This is a genomic window from Draconibacterium orientale, assembly GCF_900111425.1.
GTDB classification, from domain to species: Bacteria; Bacteroidota; Bacteroidia; order Bacteroidales; family Prolixibacteraceae; genus Draconibacterium; species Draconibacterium orientale.
In genome coordinates this window covers 137,764-163,000 of the sequence record NZ_FOHT01000005.1, presented here as the reverse complement: position 1 = coordinate 163,000, position 25,237 = coordinate 137,764, and the positions used below count along the sequence as shown (strand labels likewise).

Annotated in this window: 26 protein-coding genes and 1 pseudogene; all 27 read right to left on the bottom strand. The window is 39.9% G+C overall.

Annotated features, from left to right (window positions below; translation table 11 throughout):
- Window positions 1-2 precede the first annotated feature (2 nt).
- On the bottom strand, window positions 3-1,814 hold the full coding sequence (locus tag BMW53_RS04890; protein WP_038560586.1) for a P-loop NTPase fold protein: 1,812 nt from the start codon (window positions 1,812-1,814) through the stop codon (window positions 3-5).
- 752 nt (window positions 1,815-2,566) lie between these two features.
- A complete protein-coding gene (locus BMW53_RS04885; RefSeq protein ID WP_038560583.1) occupies window positions 2,567-2,788 on the bottom strand; it encodes a hypothetical protein in 222 nt (73 codons plus the stop codon).
- Window positions 2,789-2,820: 32 nt separating this feature from the next.
- Complete coding sequence (locus BMW53_RS04880; RefSeq protein ID WP_051567932.1) at window positions 2,821-3,204, bottom strand: hypothetical protein; 384 nt, start codon at window positions 3,202-3,204, stop codon at window positions 2,821-2,823.
- A gap of 82 nt (window positions 3,205-3,286) precedes the next feature.
- Window positions 3,287-4,225 carry a relaxase/mobilization nuclease domain-containing protein gene (locus BMW53_RS04875; RefSeq protein ID WP_038560577.1) on the bottom strand — a complete coding sequence of 313 codons (939 nt, stop codon included), beginning with the start codon at window positions 4,223-4,225 and terminating at the stop codon, window positions 3,287-3,289.
- Between the two features lie 22 nt (window positions 4,226-4,247).
- On the bottom strand, window positions 4,248-4,625 hold the full coding sequence (locus tag BMW53_RS04870) for a plasmid mobilization protein (protein WP_038560574.1): 378 nt from the start codon (window positions 4,623-4,625) through the stop codon (window positions 4,248-4,250).
- 225 nt (window positions 4,626-4,850) lie between these two features.
- Window positions 4,851-5,531 carry a DUF3945 domain-containing protein gene (locus BMW53_RS04865; RefSeq protein WP_038560571.1) on the bottom strand — a complete coding sequence of 227 codons (681 nt, stop codon included), beginning with the start codon at window positions 5,529-5,531 and terminating at the stop codon, window positions 4,851-4,853.
- A gap of 36 nt (window positions 5,532-5,567) precedes the next feature.
- A complete protein-coding gene (locus BMW53_RS04860) occupies window positions 5,568-7,499 on the bottom strand; it encodes a type IV secretory system conjugative DNA transfer family protein (RefSeq protein ID WP_038560568.1) in 1,932 nt (643 codons plus the stop codon).
- A gap of 35 nt (window positions 7,500-7,534) precedes the next feature.
- On the bottom strand, window positions 7,535-8,335 hold the full coding sequence (locus tag BMW53_RS04855) for a DUF4138 domain-containing protein (RefSeq protein WP_038560565.1): 801 nt from the start codon (window positions 8,333-8,335) through the stop codon (window positions 7,535-7,537).
- Between the two features lie 5 nt (window positions 8,336-8,340).
- Window positions 8,341-9,486 (bottom strand): conjugative transposon protein TraM, encoded by a 1,146-nt coding sequence (traM, locus tag BMW53_RS04850; protein WP_038560555.1) that lies wholly within the window; start codon window positions 9,484-9,486, stop codon window positions 8,341-8,343.
- A complete protein-coding gene (locus BMW53_RS04845) occupies window positions 9,464-9,793 on the bottom strand; it encodes a hypothetical protein (RefSeq protein ID WP_038560553.1) in 330 nt (109 codons plus the stop codon). The genes traM and BMW53_RS04845 overlap by 23 nt, the downstream gene beginning before the upstream one ends.
- Before the next feature lie 11 nt (window positions 9,794-9,804).
- The gene (gene traK, locus BMW53_RS04840) at window positions 9,805-10,431 is read right to left on the bottom strand and encodes a conjugative transposon protein TraK (RefSeq protein ID WP_038560551.1); all 627 of its coding nucleotides are present in this window, start codon (window positions 10,429-10,431) and stop codon (window positions 9,805-9,807) included.
- Window positions 10,432-10,468: 37 nt separating this feature from the next.
- Complete coding sequence (locus tag BMW53_RS04835) at window positions 10,469-11,419, bottom strand: TraJ family protein (protein WP_038560549.1); 951 nt, start codon at window positions 11,417-11,419, stop codon at window positions 10,469-10,471.
- 25 nt (window positions 11,420-11,444) lie between these two features.
- Entirely contained in the window at window positions 11,445-12,155 is a 711-nt protein-coding gene (locus BMW53_RS04830; protein WP_038560547.1) for a hypothetical protein, read from the bottom strand.
- A gap of 13 nt (window positions 12,156-12,168) precedes the next feature.
- Complete coding sequence (locus BMW53_RS04825) at window positions 12,169-12,813, bottom strand: hypothetical protein (protein ID WP_038560546.1); 645 nt, start codon at window positions 12,811-12,813, stop codon at window positions 12,169-12,171.
- 21 nt (window positions 12,814-12,834) lie between these two features.
- On the bottom strand, window positions 12,835-15,249 hold the full coding sequence (locus BMW53_RS04820) for a TraG family conjugative transposon ATPase (protein WP_038560544.1): 2,415 nt from the start codon (window positions 15,247-15,249) through the stop codon (window positions 12,835-12,837).
- A 4-nt stretch (window positions 15,250-15,253) separates the two neighbouring features.
- On the bottom strand, window positions 15,254-15,547 hold the full coding sequence (locus tag BMW53_RS04815; RefSeq protein ID WP_038560542.1) for a DUF4133 domain-containing protein: 294 nt from the start codon (window positions 15,545-15,547) through the stop codon (window positions 15,254-15,256).
- Between the two features lie 104 nt (window positions 15,548-15,651).
- Window positions 15,652-15,966, bottom strand: coding sequence for a DUF4134 domain-containing protein (locus BMW53_RS04810; protein ID WP_038560537.1), 315 nt, complete (start codon window positions 15,964-15,966; stop codon window positions 15,652-15,654).
- A gap of 18 nt (window positions 15,967-15,984) precedes the next feature.
- Window positions 15,985-16,347, bottom strand: coding sequence for a hypothetical protein (locus BMW53_RS04805; RefSeq protein WP_038560534.1), 363 nt, complete (start codon window positions 16,345-16,347; stop codon window positions 15,985-15,987).
- 979 nt (window positions 16,348-17,326) lie between these two features.
- Window positions 17,327-18,577, bottom strand: coding sequence for a type II toxin-antitoxin system HipA family toxin (locus BMW53_RS04795; RefSeq protein WP_038560528.1), 1,251 nt, complete (start codon window positions 18,575-18,577; stop codon window positions 17,327-17,329).
- A 30-nt stretch (window positions 18,578-18,607) separates the two neighbouring features.
- Window positions 18,608-18,895: a helix-turn-helix domain-containing protein gene (locus BMW53_RS04790; protein ID WP_038560525.1), complete on the bottom strand. Its 288-nt coding sequence runs from the start codon at window positions 18,893-18,895 to the stop codon at window positions 18,608-18,610.
- 53 nt (window positions 18,896-18,948) lie between these two features.
- On the bottom strand, window positions 18,949-19,665 hold the full coding sequence (locus tag BMW53_RS04785; RefSeq protein ID WP_245749013.1) for a P-loop NTPase family protein: 717 nt from the start codon (window positions 19,663-19,665) through the stop codon (window positions 18,949-18,951).
- Complete coding sequence (locus BMW53_RS04780) at window positions 19,595-20,122, bottom strand: hypothetical protein (protein WP_038560519.1); 528 nt, start codon at window positions 20,120-20,122, stop codon at window positions 19,595-19,597. Before BMW53_RS04780 ends, BMW53_RS04785 begins: the two co-directional genes overlap by 71 nt.
- Window positions 20,119-20,415, bottom strand: coding sequence for a helix-turn-helix domain-containing protein (locus BMW53_RS04775; RefSeq protein WP_038560516.1), 297 nt, complete (start codon window positions 20,413-20,415; stop codon window positions 20,119-20,121). The genes BMW53_RS04780 and BMW53_RS04775 overlap by 4 nt, the downstream gene beginning before the upstream one ends.
- 110 nt (window positions 20,416-20,525) lie before the next feature.
- Window positions 20,526-20,762: a hypothetical protein gene (locus tag BMW53_RS04770; protein ID WP_038560513.1), complete on the bottom strand. Its 237-nt coding sequence runs from the start codon at window positions 20,760-20,762 to the stop codon at window positions 20,526-20,528.
- Window positions 20,763-21,056: 294 nt separating this feature from the next.
- Complete coding sequence (locus tag BMW53_RS04765) at window positions 21,057-21,893, bottom strand: RteC domain-containing protein (protein ID WP_168136429.1); 837 nt, start codon at window positions 21,891-21,893, stop codon at window positions 21,057-21,059.
- A gap of 710 nt (window positions 21,894-22,603) precedes the next feature.
- A pseudogene (locus BMW53_RS21595) lies at window positions 22,604-23,502 on the bottom strand (IS1634 family transposase); the annotation flags it as partial.
- A 247-nt stretch (window positions 23,503-23,749) separates the two neighbouring features.
- Window positions 23,750-25,228 (bottom strand): glycoside hydrolase family 30 protein, encoded by a 1,479-nt coding sequence (locus BMW53_RS04740; protein ID WP_038560502.1) that lies wholly within the window; start codon window positions 25,226-25,228, stop codon window positions 23,750-23,752.
- Window positions 25,229-25,237 lie beyond the last annotated feature (9 nt).

Below are 25,237 nucleotides of genomic sequence, written 5' to 3'. Positions count from 1 at the left end.
TTTTAGTTTAATTCGTTTCCAATAGCACTTTTTAGTCTTGGATTATCTTTTTGCCATTTTTCAAGGAGTTCATCAATCTCAACGGTTTTTTTTGAAGCTGAAGCAAACTCTTTTATTCGAGGAATAAACGAAGCTTTAATATTAATACTTGGTATTGCATTTAAACACACAATAGTTTCGGTATAATTTTCGACCCGACTACCACCCCAAGAAATAAATGACCTAAATAAATCAGCAGAAATTTCTGATGCTATTTCAATTTCAGAAATAATTGCCTTTAAAACTTGGGCAGCCTCAAAATCACTTATCAAGTTTGCTTTTTTTAGAGCCTCGGTTCTTGAAGAATCACTCCCTGATAATAGTCCAGTTAAAATATTTTCAGCTTCAGTGCTGAGTTGTTGAATCTCGGATGAACTTCTTAATTGAAGGCTCTCTCTCGAAAAATAGAAATATGGCTGCAAATTGGTTTCCCCTAGTTTTGGTTCGACTTTTATCCAATTTGTAAACCAATCATCATCTTTCCAAAGTTTTAGCTTTTCGATTGTTTCCCATTTATCATCTTCAATGAGTTTAATTTCTTCTGGAAAGCCCTTTTCATTTGATTGCATTTCACCAAGCTCCTTAAATACATTGTCTTTGAAATATTCTAATAGCATAAGTTTTGAAAGTACCTTCTTATCTAAATCAATTCCTTTTATTTTCGCCATTGTAATACGCATTGAAAGGGAGTTTAAAAACCGTTTACAATGCCTCGGATTACCATTTAGGCCTTTAGAAAGGACTGCAGATAATTGATTGGCTAAAGAAATTACTTCTTTCAATTTTTCTTCTTCTCGAGGAAACTTGCCTTCAATTAAGCTGAACGACATTGAAAAGTTTAAAAAATCTTTCTGTCTTTCCTTTTGAATAAATTCTAGAATCGGAAGATGTTTCTCTTTTAGTTCATATTTTAAAAGAAGACACATGATATAAAACTGTACTTCTTTAATACCAAGTTGTGGTATCTTCACAGGATATTGAATAATCTTTTCTAAATATTCTTTTCCAATGTCAATCTTATTACCTTTCGTTTCTGGAAATTTTTTACGAACTGCATACATTACCTGTCGTTCATCCGCTCCAATAATAAAGGAAGTACCTTCGGCAAATAAGAATAGACGAATGGCTTCAAAAGTGGCTAGAATTGTGTCTGGATTGCATCGATCTAATTCATCAATGAAGATTACTAAGCGTTTGATTTTCGTTTCTTTTAGCAATTCAGCGAAATCTTGATGAAAAGATTTTAAACTCTTTCGTATTTCATCGCTTTTTAATGTTTTGCTTAGTACACCTTTAATATCACCTTCTGATATATCGGATGCTTTATCTTTAACTCTTGAAATTATACTTTGTATTGTGATATCGGCGACAGTACCCATTCCACCTGTTAATAGAAAATCAAGACCATACTTAGCCCCTTTGCTTGCCAACTTAAAAAAATCTATGTTTTTGTATAATCTCTGAATTACATCTTTCGCTTTGCCTGCGGGTGTTTTTTTGCCATTGATTTCATCCAATATAGTACCAATTAAGGCTGTTTTGGCATCTTCATACCCTTCAAATAACCAACCGTTGAATTTGAGACATAGGTAATCTTCATTTTTTGATAGTTCGCTTAATGTCATCTCAATTAAGCTTGATTTTCCACTTCCCCAATCGCCATAGACACCAATACTAGAAGGCGACAGTTCATCATTTATAATTATGTCTTTAGTAATACCAATAAGGTAATCAAAGTCAAGTAAATCTACATTTGTTTCGCTATCTTTCCACATACTCAAAATTTTATTTTATAGCTAATTAAACTAGGGAATTTCACTCTTCTGTAATTTGAATTTTGTAGGTCAGCATATACGATTTAATATGTTTGCAACAAGTTTGGCCTCCCTAACCATCTCGAATCGTAGAAACGGGAGTGCAAAACCAATCTTTTCTTGCGCCAACCGTTAATTAACGATTCAATATTATTAATCCTCTTTTTCTAATATTATATTCAGGTTACCATGTTCGGTTTCTTGTTTTTCACTTGTAGCTAAAATATGTAATCCAATCTTTCGATTTATTACTTTATTATGAGGTTGGGTTATCCGTCCGTTTTGAGGGTATAACCGTACTTTTTCTGTAAATCTTATATTCGGGTGCGTGATCAATGCATTATGGTTTTTATTCGAAGCCTAAAGTTAACAATATAAAAAGATAAAACAACACTAGTTCAATTACTTGTGTGTAGTTTATCTCCTCAATAGGCCTAAGCCTTACTGCAAGCGGGTTTCCGAAAGCCAGCAATCTTACCAACCTTATAACTCACTGATCTTAGGCTTCCCCAGCTATGTAATTGGCCAGCAAAAATCTAAAAAAAGCGTGATTCAAATCGAAAATGTCAATCGATAGATTTTTCAGATCGTATTAATAACCACACTTAATCTTAAAATAATTATATTTACAATAGATGATCGGTCTGATCATCTGTGTGTTTGGGGGTTAACATTGAAAGAGCCATTATTGAATGGCTCTTTTTAATTTATACTTAAACATCCATCCAGTCAATGATAGTACCATCGCATTCGGGAGCATTCGGACAATAAATATATTCATCCCCCTGCTCGTTTGCATATACTTTATAGTTCCCTACTACTATTATCTCTCCGCAATGAAGACACCTTTTTCTGTCTGACACCTCAGGGATATCCTCAAAAATGTAATTCTCATCCAGGTATTTTTGTTTGTCCTTAATTTCTATTTCTTTCATTTGTTAGTACTTATTAATCTATCATCTATTCATTACATATATTTCCAGATACTATTTCGTTTTAATTCCGAAAGCCGTTGCAGCTTACAAAAATACTTTTGCCATAGATCCTCTCTTCGCTCCGAATGGTTAACCGGATTCGTTCCATCGTCATACAGAAACAAGCGGATTATTTCCCCATTTTTATCGCGCTGAACAGCATGGTCTTCGTCTGCTAATTCCAACAGTAAATGATCCGGCACATTTTCATATCCGGTATAAACAGGAAGATCAAGATAGCTTAATCCCGGAAGTCCTTTAATATCCTCACTATTAAAACCTAGTGGCAAATATTCCCGGTTAAAGGCCATCCACTCGTTGTTTTTGTTTTTTGCAATACCGTAAGGTAAGTTAATTCTAAAAAAATCTGACAACATAATCTGTGGTTTTTAATCTTTTATATTCAGTAGTTCTTATTTAAAAAATCGAGAATAGCCTTCGGGCATCCCGAAATTTCAGTCAGAAGCGTTTTCCTCGTTTCTTTTTTCGGGTTTTATATTTTGTCTTCGGATTTTCTTTATGCCATTTACTGCGTTCCACCAAGCGGTTCAGATCTCTGGCCACTACTCCAACTGATCTTAAATCAACTTCTGAGATGTCTGGCTTCTTCTGTTGTTGTAATTGTTGTTTTTCAACCGTTTTTTGTTCGGCCAACCTGTTTTCTTTGGAATAAAACTTCGGTTTATTTTTAAACTTCGATAAGCGAATCGGATAGCGAGCCGGTTTTCCATCGTCGCCCAGAACCACAACAATATGGCCTCTTCCTGATTTTTGAACCTCTACCTTAAAAGATAACAAAGCCTGATCATACAAATCTTTAGTAGTGAGTTCATCCTTTTCATTCAGGTGTTTAAACAAGTTTTCCAGGTTCTCTTTAATGTTTCTGCTGCGTACCGAGAAACGAAAGTTAATCTCCTGAGGCTTTTCTTTCAGCGGCAGATTATATTTCTCTTCCAGTTGATGTAAAAAGCGTTGCATCTTCAGCCGCTCAAAATTGTCCTTGATCTTTTGATGTGTAATACAATCAATGCGCGTTGATACCACATGAAAGTGAACACGTTCTAAATCTTCGTGACGGTACACAAAATAAGGTTGATGTCCATAGCCCATGTGCTCCATCATATTATCTATTTCCTGTTTTATGGTGCCATCGTTCATGATTTTATAATCTTCGTTGGATGGATTGAACGATACATGAAAACACTTATGCCAGGCACGGGGATTTTCGTCTTCAATGTCCAGCAAGATTTTTACCCGGTGTTTTTCATCGTAGTTAAACGGATTAGCCGACTTGGTATTTTTAAAATGAAAGAACGTGGCAACTCCTTCGTTTACCTTCTTTTCATTATACATCATCACGTTCTCGGTATAAGCACTCTTATGCATCACAATTACCATAGGCGAAAAGTTAAAGATGATTTTACCGGATTATATCCATGTATTTCTGAAGGGAAGAAAAACACTGCTTTAGTTCTTGCTGCACCTTGTCTAGTGTATGCCGGTCGGTAGCTGTGAGCTCATTGTTCTTTTTCGAATTAATCTGTTTGGCTACCTGGTTAAGGTTCACACCAATTTTATTCAGGTTAAAATCCAGTCTTTTGATCAGGGAGGTAAATTCAGAGGAGACTTCTATCTTTTTAATTTCACGATGACGCATAACTTTGGCCCGAAAAAAGTTACTCAGATTTTTATAGCCTTCTTTTTTACAACGATCGCGGAGTAATTTCTTTTCCAGGGGAGTAAAACGAACACGAACAGCTTCTGTTTTTTTTACTCTCGGATTTCTGTATCGTGACATGTTATCTTAAATTTTAACTGTTAAGACTTTAATTCGCAGAATTAATCAAGCTTTTAATCGCCAGATTAAAAGTCCCTGCCGGACAGGCACAAGCGATTTTGTGAAACAAAATCACATCTTGCCAACCCCTCCCCCACCAGCTATAGCAAGGACTTCGGGCTTGCAAGAAGAAAGAGAAACAGTTTTCCTGTTCCCCTTTCAAAGTTCAAATCAACCGGATTAAGGCTAACCAACTTTTTGTTTAGCCCCTTTTGTTTTTGTCTGTTTTTCGTTTTGTTCTTCTGTCAGTTTTTTCTCCTGTTTAAAACCAGAAAAGTTGATACTTCGGTTGGCTGCATCCACCTGAAGAGTAGCACCAAATTTTTGTCCGTTCCGGCCGGTCATTTTATCCAGAAATACTTTTTTACCGGCGGCTAGTTTTTGCTTTTGCTCTTCCGACAAAGTAGCTCCTTTTATTTTCCCTGGTACTTTAATATTGCTGGCACGTAGCGGAATCAACTCATTGGTTTTAGGATCGATGGCCAGGTAATAACTGTCCTTTTTCCCATCAATTCCTTTTAGTTCAATGGTTTTTCCCAGGTTCTTTTCCTTGAGCAGCGCATTGCGTTCTTCCTCTGTAAACTTGTGTCCCATAAATTTTTCAGGGATATTCAGGCGCTGAATGGGATGCACTTTTACATTAACTGCACCATCTTCCCCTTTCTGAAGTCGTAGTTTAGCCGGAATCCGAAATTCCTGGTCATTGATCTTAGCATTTACCGTATACAGTTTATCTGAACGGTAGCCATTCAAAAAAGCATTCAGTTCCTGTGGTTCCATGCGGTTTACAAATTCCTTGTCTACGCCCACTTTTTCCAGTTTGTCAAAAGGGATCTCTTCTTTTTTAATTCTTGTACTTTGTTCCATACTTATTAATTTTAATAGGTGAATAATTACTGGTGACTATTTTGAGTCCTTACTGATTTCCAAAAGGATTTTCCTGATATCATTACAGATCCGGGTACGGTTGTTTTCTAGGAGTGCCTGCAGGTCATCGATTTTATATACTTCGGGGATCTCCTTATAATTCCGTTCTTCCTTTTCAATTTGGTCTGTATCCACATCAATCAGGCAGTTAAAATTGCGCTGACCAACCTGCTGCCCAAAATTGTCGGCCACCTGCCCCACCATATATCCTTGCGGCAGAGTGGCAATTTTTCCTTCCGGCACCAAAAAGTCCATTTGAGTTGAGAAAGTTGATGACTGGGTATTCCGGTTGATATTTATGGACTGGCGTTCCTGCAATATTTTTCCCATACGGCTCTGAATAAACCGGGCTGTCTCTCCTACCGACTGACCGGCAAATGCATTTCCGATGTTGGTTAATATTGCATTTGCCTGCTCTTTTCCGTAATCCCGAATCAGCTGATCGATGGTTTGAATACCCAGCAGCGTAGAAATTTTATTGCTCCGGGCAGTTGCAATCAGCGTGTCCAGCCCACGAAAATAAATGGTTGGGAGTTCATCAAATATCAGTGAGGTCTTTTGTTGGTCTTTTCGATTGATCACTTTCAACATTCTGGTGATAAAGAGAGAGAGTACAGCCCCATACATTTCAATGCGAAGAGGGTTGTTTGCCAGACAAACAACCTTCGGTCGCTCAGGATTATTAATATCCAGCGAAAAATCATTACCCGAGCAAATCCAGTAGATTTCTTTACTAATAATTTTGGAGATCGCAATTTTCAAACTTCCCAGCTGTCCTTCCAGTTGTTCGTTAGCTCCCCGCTTGTGTGCGTTAATAAAAGGATTGATGATATTCACCACATCCTTTTCCTGCGAAAGCACCTCAAACAGATCGTCGTATTCCAATTGCAGCAATTCAATGGCATGTGGCAGGGTGCAATATTCCCCGTTCTTGTACTTCTTCAGAAACCAGATCACTGCAGCAAAGAAGGTTACCGCTGATTCCGAGAAGAATTCTCCCTGCTTACGAATCCAATCCCGGTTCAGGTTATAAAGCACGGTGCGTGAAGATTCAAAAGCATCAATGGGGCTTTCCATCAGTTCCGGTGCCAGTGGATTACAGCGATAAGATTTTCGGATATCATCAAAATTAATGACATAAAAACGGGTTTGCTCGGGCAGGTTCTTATTCTTCCGGGCTTTAAGAAAATGATTATAAGCCACCCCTGATAAGTCCGAAAACTTAAAATCATAAACACACATACAGAATCCCTTTTCCAGGTGTTGTTTGATAAAAGGGAGGACTACGGAATAAGATTTACCGGAACCGGGAGTACCGATCACAATGGTTCCCCGAAATGGATTGATCACATTAATCCAGCCTTCGTGCTGTTTGTTCCGGTATTGATAAACCGTTTCAAGATTTATGGAATACTCATTTTCTTCATAGCCTTGTTCCTGGGGAAAGCTTTCATTTTCGAGGTTAAACCGGTCTTTCATCAGGTTCACATTGATCAGCTTGGAGATATTGTCAAAGCCAATATTCAGCAGTACAAATCCAAAGAAGGACAACAGTAGGTAGCCCAAGGGAACTGTAACAATAATCAACAGACTTCCCCAATACATCAGCAAGCCAGTAAGTACCTGCAAAACGATGGCAGAAACTTTCAGGTCCCTGTCTTTTTTTGCTTTGGTTCCAATACAGGTAATAGCCAGAAAAGCTATGCAAACTGTCTTTGCCCAAAGGGTATTGGAAAGAAATTCTATTTTAAGAATCTTTTCCAACACCATAGAAAATTCAGGAATGTAAAGTCCCTGTTCCCTGAACCATACCAACTGGTCAATGTATAAAGTCAGAAACAGTAAGAGGTAAGAAAAGAACCTGAAACCTTCGTGCAGGCGTTGTAATTCCCTGGATTCGTTGAGCATTTTCTGGAAGATTAGAATATTAGAAGATCAGAATACTAGAATGAGTTAGCTTTTAGGATGTTTTTGTTCTTCACCTCCAGCGTTAGTTTTCTTCCGGTATTTCCCAGGGCTTTTTCCAACAGTTCGATTTTTAGGATGCGTTTATCGGGAACAATAAATTTAGGCAATACGACAACCTCCCGCAGTGTAGTTTTTGCAGGTATGCGCTCCCAATTATAATGCCGGTACAATTCTTCTACCTGATATTCCTGTACATTGGTGGCTTTTACCTGCTTTTTGTCATCGATCCACCAGTGAATGGCCTCCAAATCCAAAACAATATTTGTGGAGTTGGTAATCTCCAGCTCAAAAAACAACAAATCTTGTTTCAGGTAAAGATTCCGCAAACGAAATATAATCCCGTCTTTTTTTGTTCTCGTCCGAATCGGAGATTGGGTGCAATCATTGAGAATCTGGCCACACAATTCTTTTAGCAGGTATTCCGGTACCGGACCGATATTGATATTTCCGGCAATCTGTCCGATAAAATCTTCCAGTTGATACGAAATCTTATTCGCATCAGAATACTTTACAAACAAGGAATACGAGCGATTGGCACTGACCACTGTCAGGGAAGATTCGCCTTCAAAATCATCCACAGCTTTTACCCGGACCATATTCGGCTGCTCGGGAACTACTTCGGCAATTAGTTTATCAGGATCACCAACCTGCAGATAAGTAATTTTTTCTTCGGCGATCAGATGTGTGGTTTTGTTTTGACAGATTTCTATTTGATTCTGGGCATATCCTGCCAGTGAAAAAAGAAAGAATACGATGATAAATATTGTTTGTTTCATGACGATTATTTTTGATTGATGATATAAATCCGAGTGTTTTTCTTGACGGTTACTTTTTTCAGGCGTACCCGTTTGAGCATGGTTTGGGCAGCCCGATCAGCTGCACGGATACCGGTATAGGTTAGCGGATTGTTGGTAACGCCCATCAGTGACGAAGTATTGGTTGAAGCGCCGACTTCCTGGTAAACTTTTCGTGCGGCATTATCAGGCACATAAAGTCCTTCCATTCCATCCATGTCACAGATCGTGAGCTTCACCGGGACAAAAGAATTTTCAACAGGCAGTTGTGTGATCTCAATCAGCAGCCGTTCATTTTTGATCTTGCAGATCCCGTAGATAAATGTGTTACGTGGTATTTTCTGAGCATTGATCCGGGTGTCTTCCAGCAGGCGCAGTTTTACCCGGTTACCGTTCAGGACGGTTGTTGTCTCATAGATCTCAGCTTTGATCAGCTCTTGCTTCGGTGTCTCCTTTGGATTAAATCCGGATGAGCGTTTTTTCTCCAGGGTAAAGGACCGGTTTTGTGTGGCCTCGATCTGTTGCAACCGTCCCTGAGTTTGTTGAAGCGTATATTTCAGTGAATCATTTCTTCGGTTAAGCACGATGTTTTCATCGATGATCTCATCCAGTTCTCCGATGCCGGTTGTCGGAGTTACTGATTTTGTTGTTTCGGCCTGTTTCTTAACTACAGGTTTTATAGGCTTAATCTGGTATTGGGGAGATGTTTTTTTCCCACTCTTTCGAACTTCCGGTTCTCCTTGAAGTTCCTGTTGTACCTGTTTTTCTTTATTTCGGATATGAGCAAGAATTTCATTCTGACTGGCATTTTCATCCAACATGGTGTTGTCCAGATCCATTGTATCCTGAATACTGACATCTTCCTGCTTCGTTGTATCATTTACGTCAACCTCAGACACCTGTGCCACTTGTGATTCTTCCTTCTGATAAGCTTCCATTTTATCGTAGATCTCTATGGAATTATCGGCATCCGGCAGGTCATAGTTTATTCCTTTATTCGGTGACTGAGCAAGCTTCTCTTTTTCCTCTTGAACTCCTCCTCCACCCAATACCCAGAAGATCACAACCACAAAGGGCAATAATGCCAGTGGAAGGATAAATAGCGCTTCATTATTTATCAAAATTTTCTTCATTGATGTATGATTTTAATTGGTTTTCAAATGAATCAACGGGCAGCTCAAAAGCAGAATGGCCAGCGTTTGTTGGTGCTTCGATTACCGGTCCTGCTTGGGGTGCTTCCACTTTCTGTGGTTTTACCTTTCCTGTCGGGAACCAGATAAAAGAGATGGCGAACAGGGCAAACAAAAAAGCAGTAATCAAAATCCATTTGCTTTTTCGTTTTAAGGGATCCAGTGTTTTGTCTTTATCGTCCAGCTCGTTTACCCAGCGAGTAAAACGGCTGATATCTTTTGGATTTGGAATGTTGTTTTTATTATTCATTGTATCAGCTGTTAAAAGGATTTTCTTCGTATGCTTTCAAGGTCTTTGTTCTCATCGATCCGCCAGCTTTCCATCAGGAAACCATGTGGATTATTATCTGTCCGAGAGATATTTCTCAGGTAGCCGGAAGTTTTGAGGCTACGAATAGTAATGTTGGATTTACGGACAATCTTCTGCCTGCCGGTAAACGTAAAGTGATAGGGATAGGCAGAAAAGTCCAGCTTTATGGAATCGGTCTGCAGGGTCATGCTGATATCAGAAGCAATCACCTGGTTGTAGAGATTATTCTCTTTAAAGGCCTGGTACTGCTCCATGGCACTCCGGTCGGCCAGATACAGCGCTTCCCTGACATTGTTTTCAATGTAGGTTTTGTCCGGTTCAAGGGTAAAAAACAGCTCATGAAAGCGTTTAACATGGTCCCGGGCTTCCGCATCGCGGTTCTCACTGATGTCTTCCCGAAGAGCCACCAGTAGCGATTTACCGTTGTCAAGTACATAGATCTTTTGTTTCGAAAGCTCCACCAGTTGCACCGACTCGTAATAAATGTAGCTGCTAACTCCCATTAGAGAGAGGCTGATCAGCACCAGCACATAAACGATAAAGCGGAACTTGCGTTGTATATCAAATTGTTTTTGCATTTCTTACTTGTATATTTTTAGATGAAAAATTGACCTGTCATTTCATGGCTCCTTTTGTAATTGCCATCACTGCTGCGGTGCGTACCAGTCTTCCTCCTCCGGAGTTGGTTCCTGAAGCATGTATGATCCATGAGGAAATTTTGGGTACCATTGCCATTCCGATAATTCCACAAACCGGCACAATCAGGTTGGAAACAAAAAACAGTTTGGGCTCATAGATCAGCATAGCATTGATCTGGGCAATTTCCATTTCCAGTACATAGATCAGGATCTCCTGCACGATGGAAAGGATCAGCAGGGCTATGGGCAAATAAAGATTGACATTGATAAACCGGGCGATCCACTGCAGGTAATTGTCCTGAAAACCATCAAAAATGGACAGGGCAAACACCAGCGGACCAAAGATCACCAGCAACACACAGAACACCGTTCGAAGAAAAGCAATCAGGTAAACCAGTACTTCAAAGAAGGATTCCAACAGTTGCCGGGTAGCATCCATGATATAAAAGTTGATCTGGTTTTGAATCGCCCTTCCGCTAAAAATATTGTAGGTGGTCAGGATCAGGTTTACTCCTTTGTCCCAGAGATCAGCTTCCTTTTCTTCGTTTTCATAAAACAAAGGCAAATCTGTGGAGAGAATGGATTGTTGTTTGTCTTCCAGCCGCTCTTTTACGATGTGCTTTTTATCGGCATAAACAGCTTCCGACAAATGCGTCAATCCTTTTGTGGGTGCAAGTAGCAGATTCACAAAAGGTCCCCAGAAAGTGATTACCAGCACCAATGCAAAAGGTCGTAACAATGGCAGAATCGATACAGGATTATCAGCGATCAGTTGCTCATAGATCCGTTTAGCGATGTAAAAGAAGGCAGCGATACCTCCAATGGCTCTTGCCATATCTACAAGAATTCGGGCATGGTTGACACCGGAGTCCACCAGCGTATCGGTAAATGCGAAAAAATCATTAGTTGTAATTACTTGTAATATCATAACTGATTTGTTTTGCAGTTAACTGTTATTTGCTTAAAAAGGAATAGCTCAGCGGCTGACTTTCGAAGCTGTTAAAAAAGAGCAGTTTGCCGTGAGTATAATCCAACTCGCCCAGTAGTTTCCAAAGCTCTTTACTGAGTACAGAGAAGGCATCCAGCTTGCGCCCATGATCGGTCTGAAACAAGTTCACCATCAAAAACTGCATTAATAGCTGATCAGCTTCCTTCTCATAGATCGAATGGATTTGGGCTGAGTTGTTAAGGCTTCCCAGTTTGCTGACTTTTTGGTAGAGTTTGATAAACTGTGCTGCCAGCTTATAGATATCATTCAACTCATCCGAGCGGGCATCAAATAATTTATCACTTATCTGTTGGGTAAAGTCCGTATTGACTTTTATTCCTTCTGTTTCTTCCTGTCTGCCTTTCATCTGGCTACGTTCGATGGCCTTCGCGACCAATCGTAAAAGACCGGTTTTTAGTTCTCCGGCAATTTCTCCTCCATCGGTAACGGGCAGTGCACCCACTTCCACATAATAGTGCGTTGGCCAGGTGCGTACAAAAACATGAGGAATGGGTATCAGCCAGCCGGTAAAGGCAATAAAAGTCAGCGGATAAGTTCCTTCCATCTCCGGATAGTAACCGTGCCAGGGTTTGATCTCAATGATTTGTGCTTTTGTCTCTTTTGTTAGCGTGAGAATCAGCAGTACCATCATAAGCAGTATTGTTATTCGTTTCATTGTTCTGAGTTGCTTAGTGATACAGACTGTAATACATGGCAAAACCTTCCAGATCGCCGCTGTCATGGCTTTTCAAATAGGAAGCATACATCAATTTGTTGTGCAGGTAGCAGATTGTTCCGTAGTGTTGTTTTACACTGAGGTAGATTCCGTTAATGGCATCGTAACGCTGTTTATCATCCATCATAAACAGGTTGTCTTTAACGATGATATTTAAAATCGATGTGACCAATGCTTTACTATCATCCAGAATCAGGTCAAAACTCTGCACAATGGCAGCCGCCTGTTGGGTGGTAAAATTTCCGTCCTGTACTAATAGAGGCACTTTGTCGGTATAAATGGCGATGATCTGCTGAAGGATGTCTTTGGTTTCCTTTATACGCTTATAATCTTTGATCAACAGAGAAACCTTTTCCAGACTTTCCAGCATTTTCTGATCGATGCCTAATATTTCTCCGGTCAGCCCTTTGATATCTCCGTTCAGAGCTTTGATCAGCACATTGTAAAGATTGATTTTTGAGAGAATTCCTTCTTCCTCTGTCCAGAGGGCTTCGCGTTGTATTCCGGCTCCGACATCCGTTACCGGAGTCTGAGCTTTGCTTGCACTTGCAGCTACTGCAAGAATGACAATTAAAATGAATACGATTAAATTTTTCATGCTCTTTTTGTTTTTATGGTTTTACATTTGTTTTAAAATCTCAAGAATAGATTGGTCTGCGATCAGTTGTTCCAGCACTTGTTCCTTTTCGGTTTGTTCGGTGGTGTAACAGTAGTATTCAGCCCGGCTAACTTCCAGGGCAAATACACGGGAATATTCTCCAAGCGAGATAAATACCTCCTTAAATTTTCGGTTGGATGGAAGATTTTTATTTATCGACAGGATTTGTTCTTTTTGAAAAGCATTTAATCCCAAAAAGCGACTGATCTCATCAAACTTGTTTTTGAATTTCCCCATGTCCAGCAGAATCCGGGTATCGGCATTGTTGATAATAGCATCACGGATTATGGGTGAGGAAATCACATCATCCACTTCCTGTGTTACCACCATGGCTTCACCAAAAAATTTTCGGATGGTTTTGAAAAAATACTTTAAATAATCCGCCATTTGTGGTGTGGCAATGGCTTTCCAAGCTTCTTCCAGACAGATCACTTTTCGCGTGCGTTTCAGCTTCCGCATCTTCTGCAGGAAGATATCCATGATAATCAGTGTGGCCACCGGAAAAATAACCGGATGGTCTTTTATCGCATCCAGCTCGAATACCAGAAAGGGACAAGAGAAAAACTCATCGGTTTGCATGGGTTTATTCAGCAGGTAATCGTATTCTCCTCCCTTGTAGTATTTACTGAGGATAAAGAAAAATTCGTTGCTGTTAAACTCTATGGATTCTTCCCTGGCAAGCCGTGGAATGATGTCCTTGCAAAACTCGTAGTAATCGTTAAACGAACGTTTCTTTTTACGTTTTGTCTCAAAATAGCGATTCACCGAAAAAGCAATGACATCCTTTTCCATTTCGGTAAGCTGCTCTTTGTAGATGGTGTAAATAACCGACAGAATGGTTTGCCGGCGTTCCAGGTCCGGTGAACCATCCACCACAAAAGGATTAAAGGAAATGGGATTTGTTTCTGAGAACTCAATCATTTTTGCTCCCCCTTTTTCCTTTAGTCGTTCATCGAGGTACCGGGTCAGGATCTCATAACTGCGCCCCACATCCAGCAATACAACATGGCAGTTTTTACTTTCGGCATATTGCCGCAGCAGGTGATTGGTAAAAAAGGATTTTCCGGATCCCGATCCGCCGATAATGATTTTGTTGCGGTTATGGATCAGGTTCTTTTTCATGGGTTCATCCGACAGGTCAATTTTTACCGGGCAGCCTTCCATCCGGTCCGACAGGTGAATAGTAAATGTTGAATCTGAGTTCTTGACTGCGCCCTCATAATTGGTCAAACAGCAGGCTTGCGGCACCTGTGTCAAAAACAGTTCTGTTTCGGGTAATTGAGTGCTGAAGGGTAAACCTGCAAAAAATAAAAACGGAAGATCAAAGGTGTGCTGGTAAGGAAAACAGTTCATCAGTGAAAAGGCTGTGGCCGTTTCGCTTTTGATTTTCTTCAAATTTGAGATCGAAGTATCCAGCAGTGTCACATTATAGTGGGTTTTAACGATCTTCTCTCCCGAGGTTTGCACGGTGTCCAGAAAATTTTCAATCAGTCCGGCATTGATCTTGTTCTCTGAGGAAAATTTTGACAGGCTGTAGATCTTTTTATAATCGCCTTCCAGCCCTGCTTTTACTTCCTGTTGTCCCGGCACATAGATAAACTGGTTGGTAATATGCGCATACGGCAGGTGCCAGCACAGCGGATAAACCAGTGAAACGGGCAGCCCGGTGCGGGGATGGCCGCTTGTGGGGCGTACTTCTGATGGCAAGTGCGAATGGTCACTCAGACTCAGAATTTCCACAAAACGATCCATCACCCGTAAACGGTCTCTAAAATCAATTCCTCCCAATAAAGGCTGTCCTTCTCTAAAGTTTAATGTCAGGTAGCGTTCAATCAGGCCAATTTCAGAGGCTGTCCCCATGGCTTGTTCTCTGGTTATCGGTATACTTTCTATTCCTGCCTGACGGAAGATCGAGGCCAGGTTGGTCTGCAGTTCCCGGATCTTTTCCTGCAGACGGGCTTCCTCCAGCCGGGCTTTGCGTGAAAAGATTAGCGAAGATCCCAGGTAGTTTTTTAACAGGCCGGTATTCAACAGGCTCACGTATAGGTAGCATTCATGTTTCAGATACCTCCTCCCATAAAAATGACTCAGGTAGTTTCCGGTTAAACCTGGTCTTCTCTTCAATGCCCTATCGCTATTTGAAGAAAATTCTTCGGGGAAAAAGAAATCCTGCTTGTGAAGCAGGGTATTTTCCGGAAGGATATTTACTACCCGCTGAAAGGTATCGTGAAGCATGTATAATTTTTCCGTGCTGCAAGACAACAACTCCGGTAAAAATAGTCGCAGTCCGAATCCCATATCCAGGTTATTGGAGATCAGAATATCACCGTCAAAACCCAGTACAGGAAGACTTACTTGTATTGGTTTTACTCTCATGTTACTACTGATAAATGCGTTGTTTGATCGTGATAAATTCAGGGAGTTGGCGGGCAATCCGTTTTTTATGCCAACCCCGGTGACCATAATTTTTTTGAATCCGGTTCAGTCGGTACAGCCAGGCAAAAAAGGCAGGTACGCAGACTGCAACTGACACAAAAGTTCCGGCAGCGATATAAAGAATTACAAAGAGAATGAGTGTCGCAAGGATTCCGTAAAGTGCCAGGTAAACCAGCTGCCCGGAGAATCCTTTGATGTAGAGGTTGGTATCGATCTTTTGAATGGTGTATGATTTCATTTTTTCTATTTGAATTAGATTTTTGGGAAGATTGAGGAACGATACAGGACCGTCCCTCAATAACTACCTGGTCACACTGTCCGGTTCTCCCCACCAGTAATTTCTTAAGCAAAGAATGATCGAATGACAACGCCAACCAGAATCAGGAAGAGGCAGGCACCAAACCATCCCATGATGGCCTTTTGGGTATCCTGGTCTCCACTCTGCCACTTGATATATACCCGGACACCGCCGATCAGGCCCACTACAGCTCCGATGGCTATGATCAGGTTGGCCACCGGATCCACATAGGAGTTTACTTCCGTGGTCGCCTGGTCAATCCCGGCAGAACTTTGTGCCATTGTATTATACACTCCTAAAACAATCATGGCAACGATAGCCATGCCCCTGCTGAAAAAACCGTGAATACTCTTTTTCATCTTTCTTGTGATTAAATGTTATTGTTGGTATTGAATTTCGGGAAGCAGTTTTTCCAGTTTCCCGGTTAACTCATTTAAGAAATAATCGATATGAATTCCATCATTTACACCGGTCTCTTCATAGACGCTAACTTCCAGAGGAATGGAATTTTCGGATATCGATGAAATTAGTTTTGACGGGAAGTTGGAGGCTGAAACGACTACCGGTTGCACGCCTGTCATCACAGTGTCACCTGCCACCCGGTCATCTTCAAATAAACCGTTTTGCTTCTTCTGCGATTTATACCAGGACCACAACAGCAAAACAGTGTACCACAAGAGTAGAAGCAATCCTAAAAACTGAATAAATTCTTTCCAGGTAATTTCATTTAAGCCAAACATGATTCGTATTTTTTCAGGTGAAACTGTTGGCAAAATTCAGCAGTCGGGCTGGAGAAAAAAAACACCTAAATACACATGTATTTTTTATATGGTTAAATAAATCCCCTCTATATCATAAAATTTAATTGAAATAGTATGTTTCAGGTCTGAATAACCTCAACCACACTAAATAACAGGTTGTTTTAATTTTATTTGGTAAAATAAAATAATCCCCAAAAGAAGAGAAAAAAAGAAAAAAAAGAGAAGAAAGCCCATGGAACCGCCATCCGGAGATAAACGGCAAGGCTGGCCCGTCCCTGCAATCTTTCAAAATCAAACTTTTAAACCAATAAAACGGGACATTTATTTAGCCTTGCGGTTTAATGAGCGTGGGCATTGGCGGAGGATGGAGATCTTTGGGCGTCTTTTTTTTGTTTTCAACCTTTAAAAAACAATGAACTGTCAAGTAATAATGTGTGCAGGCTTCAGGAAAGTGCCGGACAGAAGTGAAACGAAAAGAGGGCTCTTTCCGTGCGGTGCCTGAAGGCGTTTTTCTCTGTAAGGGCGAGACTAACAACCATATCCCGTGAGTGCGCGAACGGGTTTAGGGAGTGTCGGAGCCCGTCAGGGAAAAGAGCCGCGGCACGGGAGAAATACCTCAATACCTGTTAAAGTTATTATGCGGGAAGGCTAAAGGCAAGTGCTGGAATGCAGGGAAGTATTGTGAATGGGGATGGCGTGACTGGAACATGACTTCGGATTTTTGCTTTGGGGTGGAAAGTGGGTGGCCAAAAATCCGGGCAGGTGAAAGGAAACTACGGGAAGGAATGGAGCAAAGCGAACCGGAGTTCCGGCTCTTGCTGTGTGGTGCAATGAGGCTTTTCATTCCGGGATATCATCAGGAGAGCGAAAACCTGCGAATCATGAGCAAAGCTGGTTCAGCACACCGGAATAATGGGCCGATGCACAGGAATTAGCCAATAGAAATTGCAGGGATGAATTAAATGTGAAATGCTTTGGCCATCAAGTCCTGTTCACTGTTGGAGATGCCAATAGTCTTTGCCATTTTGCGCCAGTTCTTTACCGAAGTGGTGACTTCATCAATTATCCGGTCCATTTGCTTGTTATCCAACCGGAAAAACGGGCCTACACTTTTTGCCAGCTCATAATCCAGGGCATTGTTATCCATGTCAATATTTAAGGCCAGGCCATCTTTATCAATCGAGGGATTGATATCATAAGCCGGTGACAATACCCAGCCTTTTTCAGTTAAAAGAAAACCGTGGTTACGCAGGTGATCATCCGTATTGGAAATTGCGATATTGAATACAATTCTACGCCATAGCTGTTCCAGATGCTCGTTTATACGGGTACCGTGGTTTTGAATAAATTCAGCCATTTCAAGGTAACTTGCAGGATTATCCCTGATCGTATCTTCGTTATTTCCGGTCATGGTCATGGCAGAGGCAAAATGAATCCGCTGTTCCTGTTCCCGGTCAAAACGTTTGGTAAAAAAGGTGTTGTACTTTCCTGCTACTTTACTGATCCTGCATTCTGACATGTTGATCCCTGCTTTTAAAGCCAGTTGCCAGGCCAGATATTCCCAGGCCGCTTTATCTATCGTATCGTTTTTAGCTGGAAACTTGGCAATCCAAAGGTTATGATCTTTATCCAGTATATTGGCTTTGGGTCGGGCTCCTCCCAGTGATGAGCCCGGTGCAATTAGTATGGCCAGCCATTTCTTTACCGCATCGTTGTTGGTTTCGTTTTCAATATTACTCGCGGCTTCCTGCAACTCAGCAACCGAAGACCAAGGCGGTGTTGGGGACTGTTCGTTGTTATCAAGAAAAGGACCGTTGGGATCGGTTTTAAAGCGCAAAGCTCCCATACGGCTTTCATCCAGTACTCCGAGTAAATAATCCACTTCATACAACGTTTTTGCCCGCTCCCCTTTTTCAGCAGCTTCCTGTGCTGCACGCCTCTTCATCAATGTTCTTCCCCAGGTATCCGGCATACTATCCAGAAACAGGCCAAAATTTTCCTTGTTATTCGGAAATTGCGGACCGCCATAAAACTGAATATCCGGATCCAGCAAGCGGTATTCCGCCGATTTTAGCCAGGCAGCAGTATATTCAAAACTAAATGCTTTTCTTCCCTTGGCTGCATGGGCAGAAAGGATTCCTATCAACTGAGGATCCGAAAGCCCTTTCCAGTGGGCGTAAACGTATATATCTGTTTTTGCTGTTGCCATATTTTCAAGCTCTTTATTCGTGAAGGAGGTTTACAATAAATCCAGGTCCTGTAATTTTCTACCCAAAGTATCGTCGGCAGCCAGTTTCAGAAAATCATCCTGCAAACCTAAAACTCTTAGCACGTTAAAGTAAGCCCCCATTGATACTTTCGGATTCCCTTTTTCTATCTGGTAAAGGGTTGTTCTGTCGATATCGGCACGCTCTGCTACCTGAACCGTTGTCAGCTTTCTCCTTTTACGAGCCAGCTTTATATTCTCGCCCAGACGTTCCATTATCTGCAGGTGTTTTGGAAAGATAATATTTTTCTTTGGCCTCATAATGTTGATTATTTTCCACAAATATAAATATTTAGTTGATAATATTCAACATTTCAAATTCTCTTGTCTTCGCTACCCTTACTAAAAGCCATCAGATTAAACATGGCTCGCATCCGGCTACGAACACGATTACCATAACGCTGTTCAATTTCGGATGCAGATAGATTGGTGGTAATATGTGTCATCACTTTTTCCGAGATAAACAAATCATACCGGCTGAGAAGAATCTCTCCCATTACATCGCACTCATTCCCAAAGTGTTTTTGTACCTGTTCAATTCCAAGGTCATCAAAACAATAATTGGGTGATCGCAATTTGGTATTTTTGACTTCGGATTCCGGTGCATAACGTTTTATCACTTTAAAACCGTCACTCTCAAATTCAAAACTAATTTTACGCGTGGATTTTATCCGATACTTTTTATCGGGAGGAAAGAAATATCGAATGAGCATCATAATCGATGTTTTTCCGCATCCGACCGGCCCGGTTAGCAGAATCCCTTTATTCAGATCCAGATTTCGTTTTCCTGCTGTTTCCTTGTCTCCAATGGCATAGATCAAAAGATCATGAATTAATGGATGATCAAGCGGATCGATATAAAAGTGCGAACCAAAGATTTGTTTCCCCTGGTCTTCCAACCAGTTTCTGCTTTCGGTAAAATTAAACCGGAACATCCCATCTTTAAACTGAGCAATTTCTTTATAAGGGTTCCGAATAATCTTTGTCGTTGTTGATGTGGAAGCGCCCTGTGGATTTCTTTTGCTTTCCATTTTTAACGATTTTATGGTGATCCTGTTTAGTACTGTTTGTTCTGTTTGTATTGTTTTCTTCCTTATATACCGTCGCACTTCTGGTATCACTTCCGGTCGCAGTTCCAGTCGCAGTTCCGGTATTACTTCTCGTCGCACTTCCTGTATCAGTTCTAGTCGCAGTTCCGGTATCAAAAGTGATACAGGAAACTTTCCAACCGGTATACAGATTTCCCGAGGAGGTATAGTCAATATAGCCCCAATCCCGAAGCTGTTTTATACATTTTGCATAGGTGTTGGTAGAACCGATATGCGCCAAAAGCATTACCTCTTCCCTTAGAATGGGAAAAGGATTCCGAAAACGGTTTCTATTCCATAGCTGAAACAGTGCAAAATAAAGACTGATATGAAATGGCGTGATCCTGTTATCATCAGCAAACCGTTCAAATAAAGCGGTTTGATGTTTGATATAGTTCATTTCCTGCGTCCAAACTCAAAGCGGTTTTGGACTCTGTTTTCCATCATCATTTTTTGGATCTCTTCACTGTCATAAAAGATTACTCCTCCTATTTTCGTGTAGGCCAAAGTGCCATTTACACGAAGGTTTTGTAATGTACCAGGTGAGATCCCCAGCAACTTTCTGACTTCGTAGGATTTTAACCATTTTTTGGAAGGTTGCCCGTGATGGGCGGCGAAGAGCTGTTTGATTTCTTTGATCAGTTCGAGTTTGAATTCCCGAAGATCATCAGTGGTTACAATTTCTGTTGGCATAACTAATTGTTTTTAAATGATACAATTTGAGTTTTGCCAAATATTGAAATTCCTATGCGGAAAATTAAACACCTAAATACAGGTGTATTTTTTATATGGTTAAGTAAGTGTTAGATATTTACAATTGCTTCCCCTTTTTCAATCTTCCATTCCTGACAAGTTTTATGGTGCTCTCGCAAGGATATAAGTTTTTCATCAGGAAGTTGATCAATGAGTTTTAGAATTTCGTCCAAACCTTTGTGATTCCCAAAATCTGAAAACGGACAATCTACTTCTACCTTTTCAAAAGGACAAGCAGTAAAGGGAGCAATCAAATCTGCAAATTCTTTGTTTTTTTTAGTTGCCATGTTATCTCCTTATTAATACAACTGTAATTGGGAGATAAGAAGAGCGCGGGCTACGAACTGCATTTGCAAAATAGGTATCGCCAAACACCCACACAACAAATAAGTTGAGCCCACGCTGAATCGTGGGCGTCATACCTATATCCTTGTTGTGTAAAAAATTGGCGATTTTCTTTTGCAAGAATAAAAGCTAACGCTCTAATATCATTATTGTAGTTCTCTCACGTCAGAGAGAATTATTTACATTATCTGCTGCAAAGATAATCCAATCCATAATTACATGAAATTTTATTGTTCCTATTTATATTTATCATTGATCTTTTTAAGCAGGGCTTCACGCATTTTCTCAATAAAAATTAAAGGTTCTGTTTTTCGAGAATACACAGATCGGTAAGCATTGTATATATCTTCGGAGGGTAGCCTGAAGATTTTACTGAAGAGCTGGATTAATTTGTTTACCGAAATATTTCCATTATTAATCACTCCTGTTTCCACTATGCCATAAATCATCTCTGCGAGCCAGGTAAGTTTTCCGGTCCATACATATTCATGATCATTCGGTCCCGAATTACCTTCTGTATGTTGTAGCTTTTGAATCTCATTGGCCAGGTATTTTTCCAAACTTTCATAAGCCAGAATATCGGCCAGGATACCATCATAAACAGTTGAAAACTGGGGATCTGTCAAATAAGCGTAATTATTTGTACCCATGAGTGGTTCTGTGATATTTCGTTTAAAATATTTATCGTCAAAGATGGTTTGCCTGCTTCTGTAGTACTCAATAAGTGCATGGTGTTCCTCAAAAAAGAGTTGCAACTTCTCAATTTCTTTAAGCAAAAATTCAATTTGCAGTGTATTCGTAGACTTTGGACGATGAGATTCGATAATATACTGCTTTCGGTAAAAAGTTATTTTACTACAAAGACGTGGCTTTATATACTTGAAGAAATTAATTTCCTCTTTATCTGATTCAAATCCATTCTTAAGAACGATGGTTTTTAGCTCAGAATAAGTGATCAGACATAAACCTATGGCTATACCGGCCTGAGTAATGACATCATGGTTTTCTTGTTTTAACTTGTTAAGTTTGTCTTCTAAAGTATCAACCATGTTCGAGTAAACAGTTTTTTCCATATTATGTGTTTTTAGTTCATAATAATTCATACTACCCTTTGCTCGATTTGGGTAGATATAAAACTGTCCCATATTCCTAAGTCACCTAACAAACAACCACGTACAGGATTAAATATACAACATTTTTAGAATTATTTAACTTTTTAGTTTATATTTCGATTTGTTATCCTCGTAAAGCAAATGATAATATAGGTTTGATCTGTACGATAAACTTAAAATAATCGATTAAGCAACTTTACTGAAAATCCCTTGGAAAAATATCATACTCCACACCGGCATCTATATTATACTGACTTTTTATGTTCATGTATGTTTGAGAGAAACACCCGCCAAATGTACCAACCAACCACCTGGGAGCAACACTTTTTATGTAATTTGCCCTAAGCCTGATTTCGTTTTGGTCGTTTGAGATTTTTTCTACGTCATACGTCATAGTAAAAATTATCATTCTATGTTTCATGACTAAGCTCAAATCTGGTTTTCCAATCCTCCGCAAATTTCTCAATTTCAACTCCTGAGTAAAAGGCATAATAATTCTGGCGCTCCACTTTCTGTAAATTGTCTCCCGTATCCGCACTAAGTACCCATAGATTCCAGGAGTTTTTATAGAGGTTAATTGCTCTTTGCTTTAAAGTTGTATTAATCAAATCAAACTGATTTTGATATAATCAATCTGCCCGCTTATAGAATAGTAATGAAGAATCCCAGTTTTTATCATCTAGCTTCAGTGAAAGTATTTTTTGTTTTACGGCTGTACTCTCATTTTTTATTCTTGCTCCAAGAATAAACTCGTAACCTTTTTTCTGCAACTCTTTTACATTCGATGATGAGAGCAATCCCGTGTCGGTAATTACAATTAGCTTATCCAGTTTGTATTTAGCTTTAAATGCATCAATAATGGGGAGTATTGTATGGCCTTTAAACTTGTTCCCTTCGTGGATCTCATAGGCCAGCGGATAGCCTTCCAGACCAACAAGAAGTCCTAAAACTATTTGTGGATTTTGATGCCTTCCTTCTTTGGAAAAACCTCGTTTTCGAATTTCATCTTCATCGTCTATTTGAAAGTAGATAGTCGTAACATCGTAAAAAACAACATTAACAATACCTCCAAGAATCTTCCTGGTATGGTTGTAGCTAATTTGCTGAAGTTTTTCCTTGTGATCTGTATAGATCTTGCCAGGTATCTGTAGATGCGATCCTCATTGATATCAACAGAAAAATATCGCTGCAAATTGTGCGTAGTCATTAATTTGCTGGCCGGGTGCGAGAGCCATACCAAAACCAGCTGTTTGAGAAGATCATCGCAAATTTCATTGAAACCTATTTCAGTATAAATTTTGCCAAGTAAAAGATGAATCCCATCGATGTATATTTTTTGAATGCTTTGTTTGATTGTTTTTTTGAAATCCCGGGTAGAGAAATCAAAGATTTGCTGCCCCTGGTAATGCTCGATGTAATCTAATCCTTGATTGTAGAGTATGTCGATCTCGGTAGCATCGTTTGAGCTGCCAATTGTCTTAACCATTTTGTATTTCCCACTGCTTTTATCAATGATTTGCACACTTACAATTCCGCTTTTATTCTTTTTTTTCTCACAAACATAGTGCAAATCAACTAAAAACAGACTAATCACCTGTTTATGTGCAGATTAGATTTTTCACCTTTGAGAAAGTGCGGAACTCAGGAAAAAAGCTAACTCTACAAATAAAGAAGGGCACCATCATTATTAATTCCGGTGCCACTTACCTTTACTCAAACTAAACTATTTAAAAAATAAACAAACCTTCCAACTTCTCTTATAATCATGAAAAAGGTTGATCTATGATAAATATTATATAAATCAATGTCTTTATTTATTACAGAATAATAGTCATTATCGATCTTGGCAAACTTTTTAAAACAGTAGCCTTTCCGTTAAGCATTAAGGAGTAGTTAAATTCCTCCTCTGAACGATTAAGAACCACAACAGCCAACGAACCATCGGGGTTTATAAAAGCTGTCGACTCCAGGTCGGTACGACTTGAAGAGGCAGCTATTCTTTTTGCTCCGGCTTTTATAAACTTCGAAAAATGGCCGATGTAATAGTAAGAATTGGTAAATACCACTTCTCCCGTTTGCGTGTTGGCATGTGCCGGTGCATAACAGAAGTTACCTACGTGATTTGGCCCTCCATTTTCATCAAGAAAAACGTTCCAATCTGTCCAGGCTACAGTACCATTGTTAAAGTCGTGTAACATTGAATACCCATAACGCTCACCAAGCCACCATTCGGTTACGCGCTCAGCATCATATTTTTCTATACAACCTTCGGTGAACACAAGCTTTGTTTCCGGGAAAGCATCATTTACCAGCTTCAGGTTTTCAAACTGCATATCGCCTCCAGTCCATGGTTCGTACCAGTGAAAACCAATTCCCCAAACATATTTTGCGGCATCAGGATCGCTTAAAATAGTGGTAGCTCTTTGGTAAACCTGATCGCGGTTATGATCCCAGGCAATTAGCTTTTTCTCACTCATGCCATTGTTGTGCAACGCTGGCCCCAGGTAATTTTTAATGAAATCACGTTCTTCAGTCGCAGAATAAACACACGATTCCCACTTTTGAACAGCCATTGGTTCGTTCTGAACCGAAAGCCCCCAAATTGGAATTCCATGTTTTTCATATTCCTGAATAAATTTAATGTAATAATTAGCCCAACTTTGATTGTACTCGTCAAGTAATTTTCCACCTTTTAGCACATTATTATTATCTTTCATCCAGGCTGGTGGGCTCCACGGACTAACAAATAACTTGATTTTTCCATCGGCTGCATTAAATGCCTCTTTAATAAACGGAATACGATACTTTTCGTCGTGTGCAACACTAAACGTCTTTAGTTCAGCATCGTTCTCTTCCACATAATTATAAGAACCACTTGAAAAATCACAACTGGCAATATTAGTACGGGCAAAATTGTAACCAATACCCTCATCTTTATCATAAAAGGCGGATAAAAGCTGTTGTTGCACGTCTTTTGGCATTTTATAAAATGTTTCAGCCGCTGCATCAGACAAGGCAGCACCGATACCTTCCATCGTTTGAAACGTTTTTGCCGGGTCAATCAAAACAAATGGCTGTGTCTCCAAAGGTTGCCCAATTTCAGCAAATTTAAACTGGCCAACAGCACTCAGCTTAAGATCTGTATCTTTTGCGGTTACATATACACTCGCCTCTGTTACTTTAACAACCTTTTGATCTGCCGAAGCACTATCGGGAACTTGTTTCTCGTCATTCGAATTTGTACAAGCAGCAGCGACAAATAATGTCAGGATAGAATAAAAAATTGATTTCCTCATAATTTATAT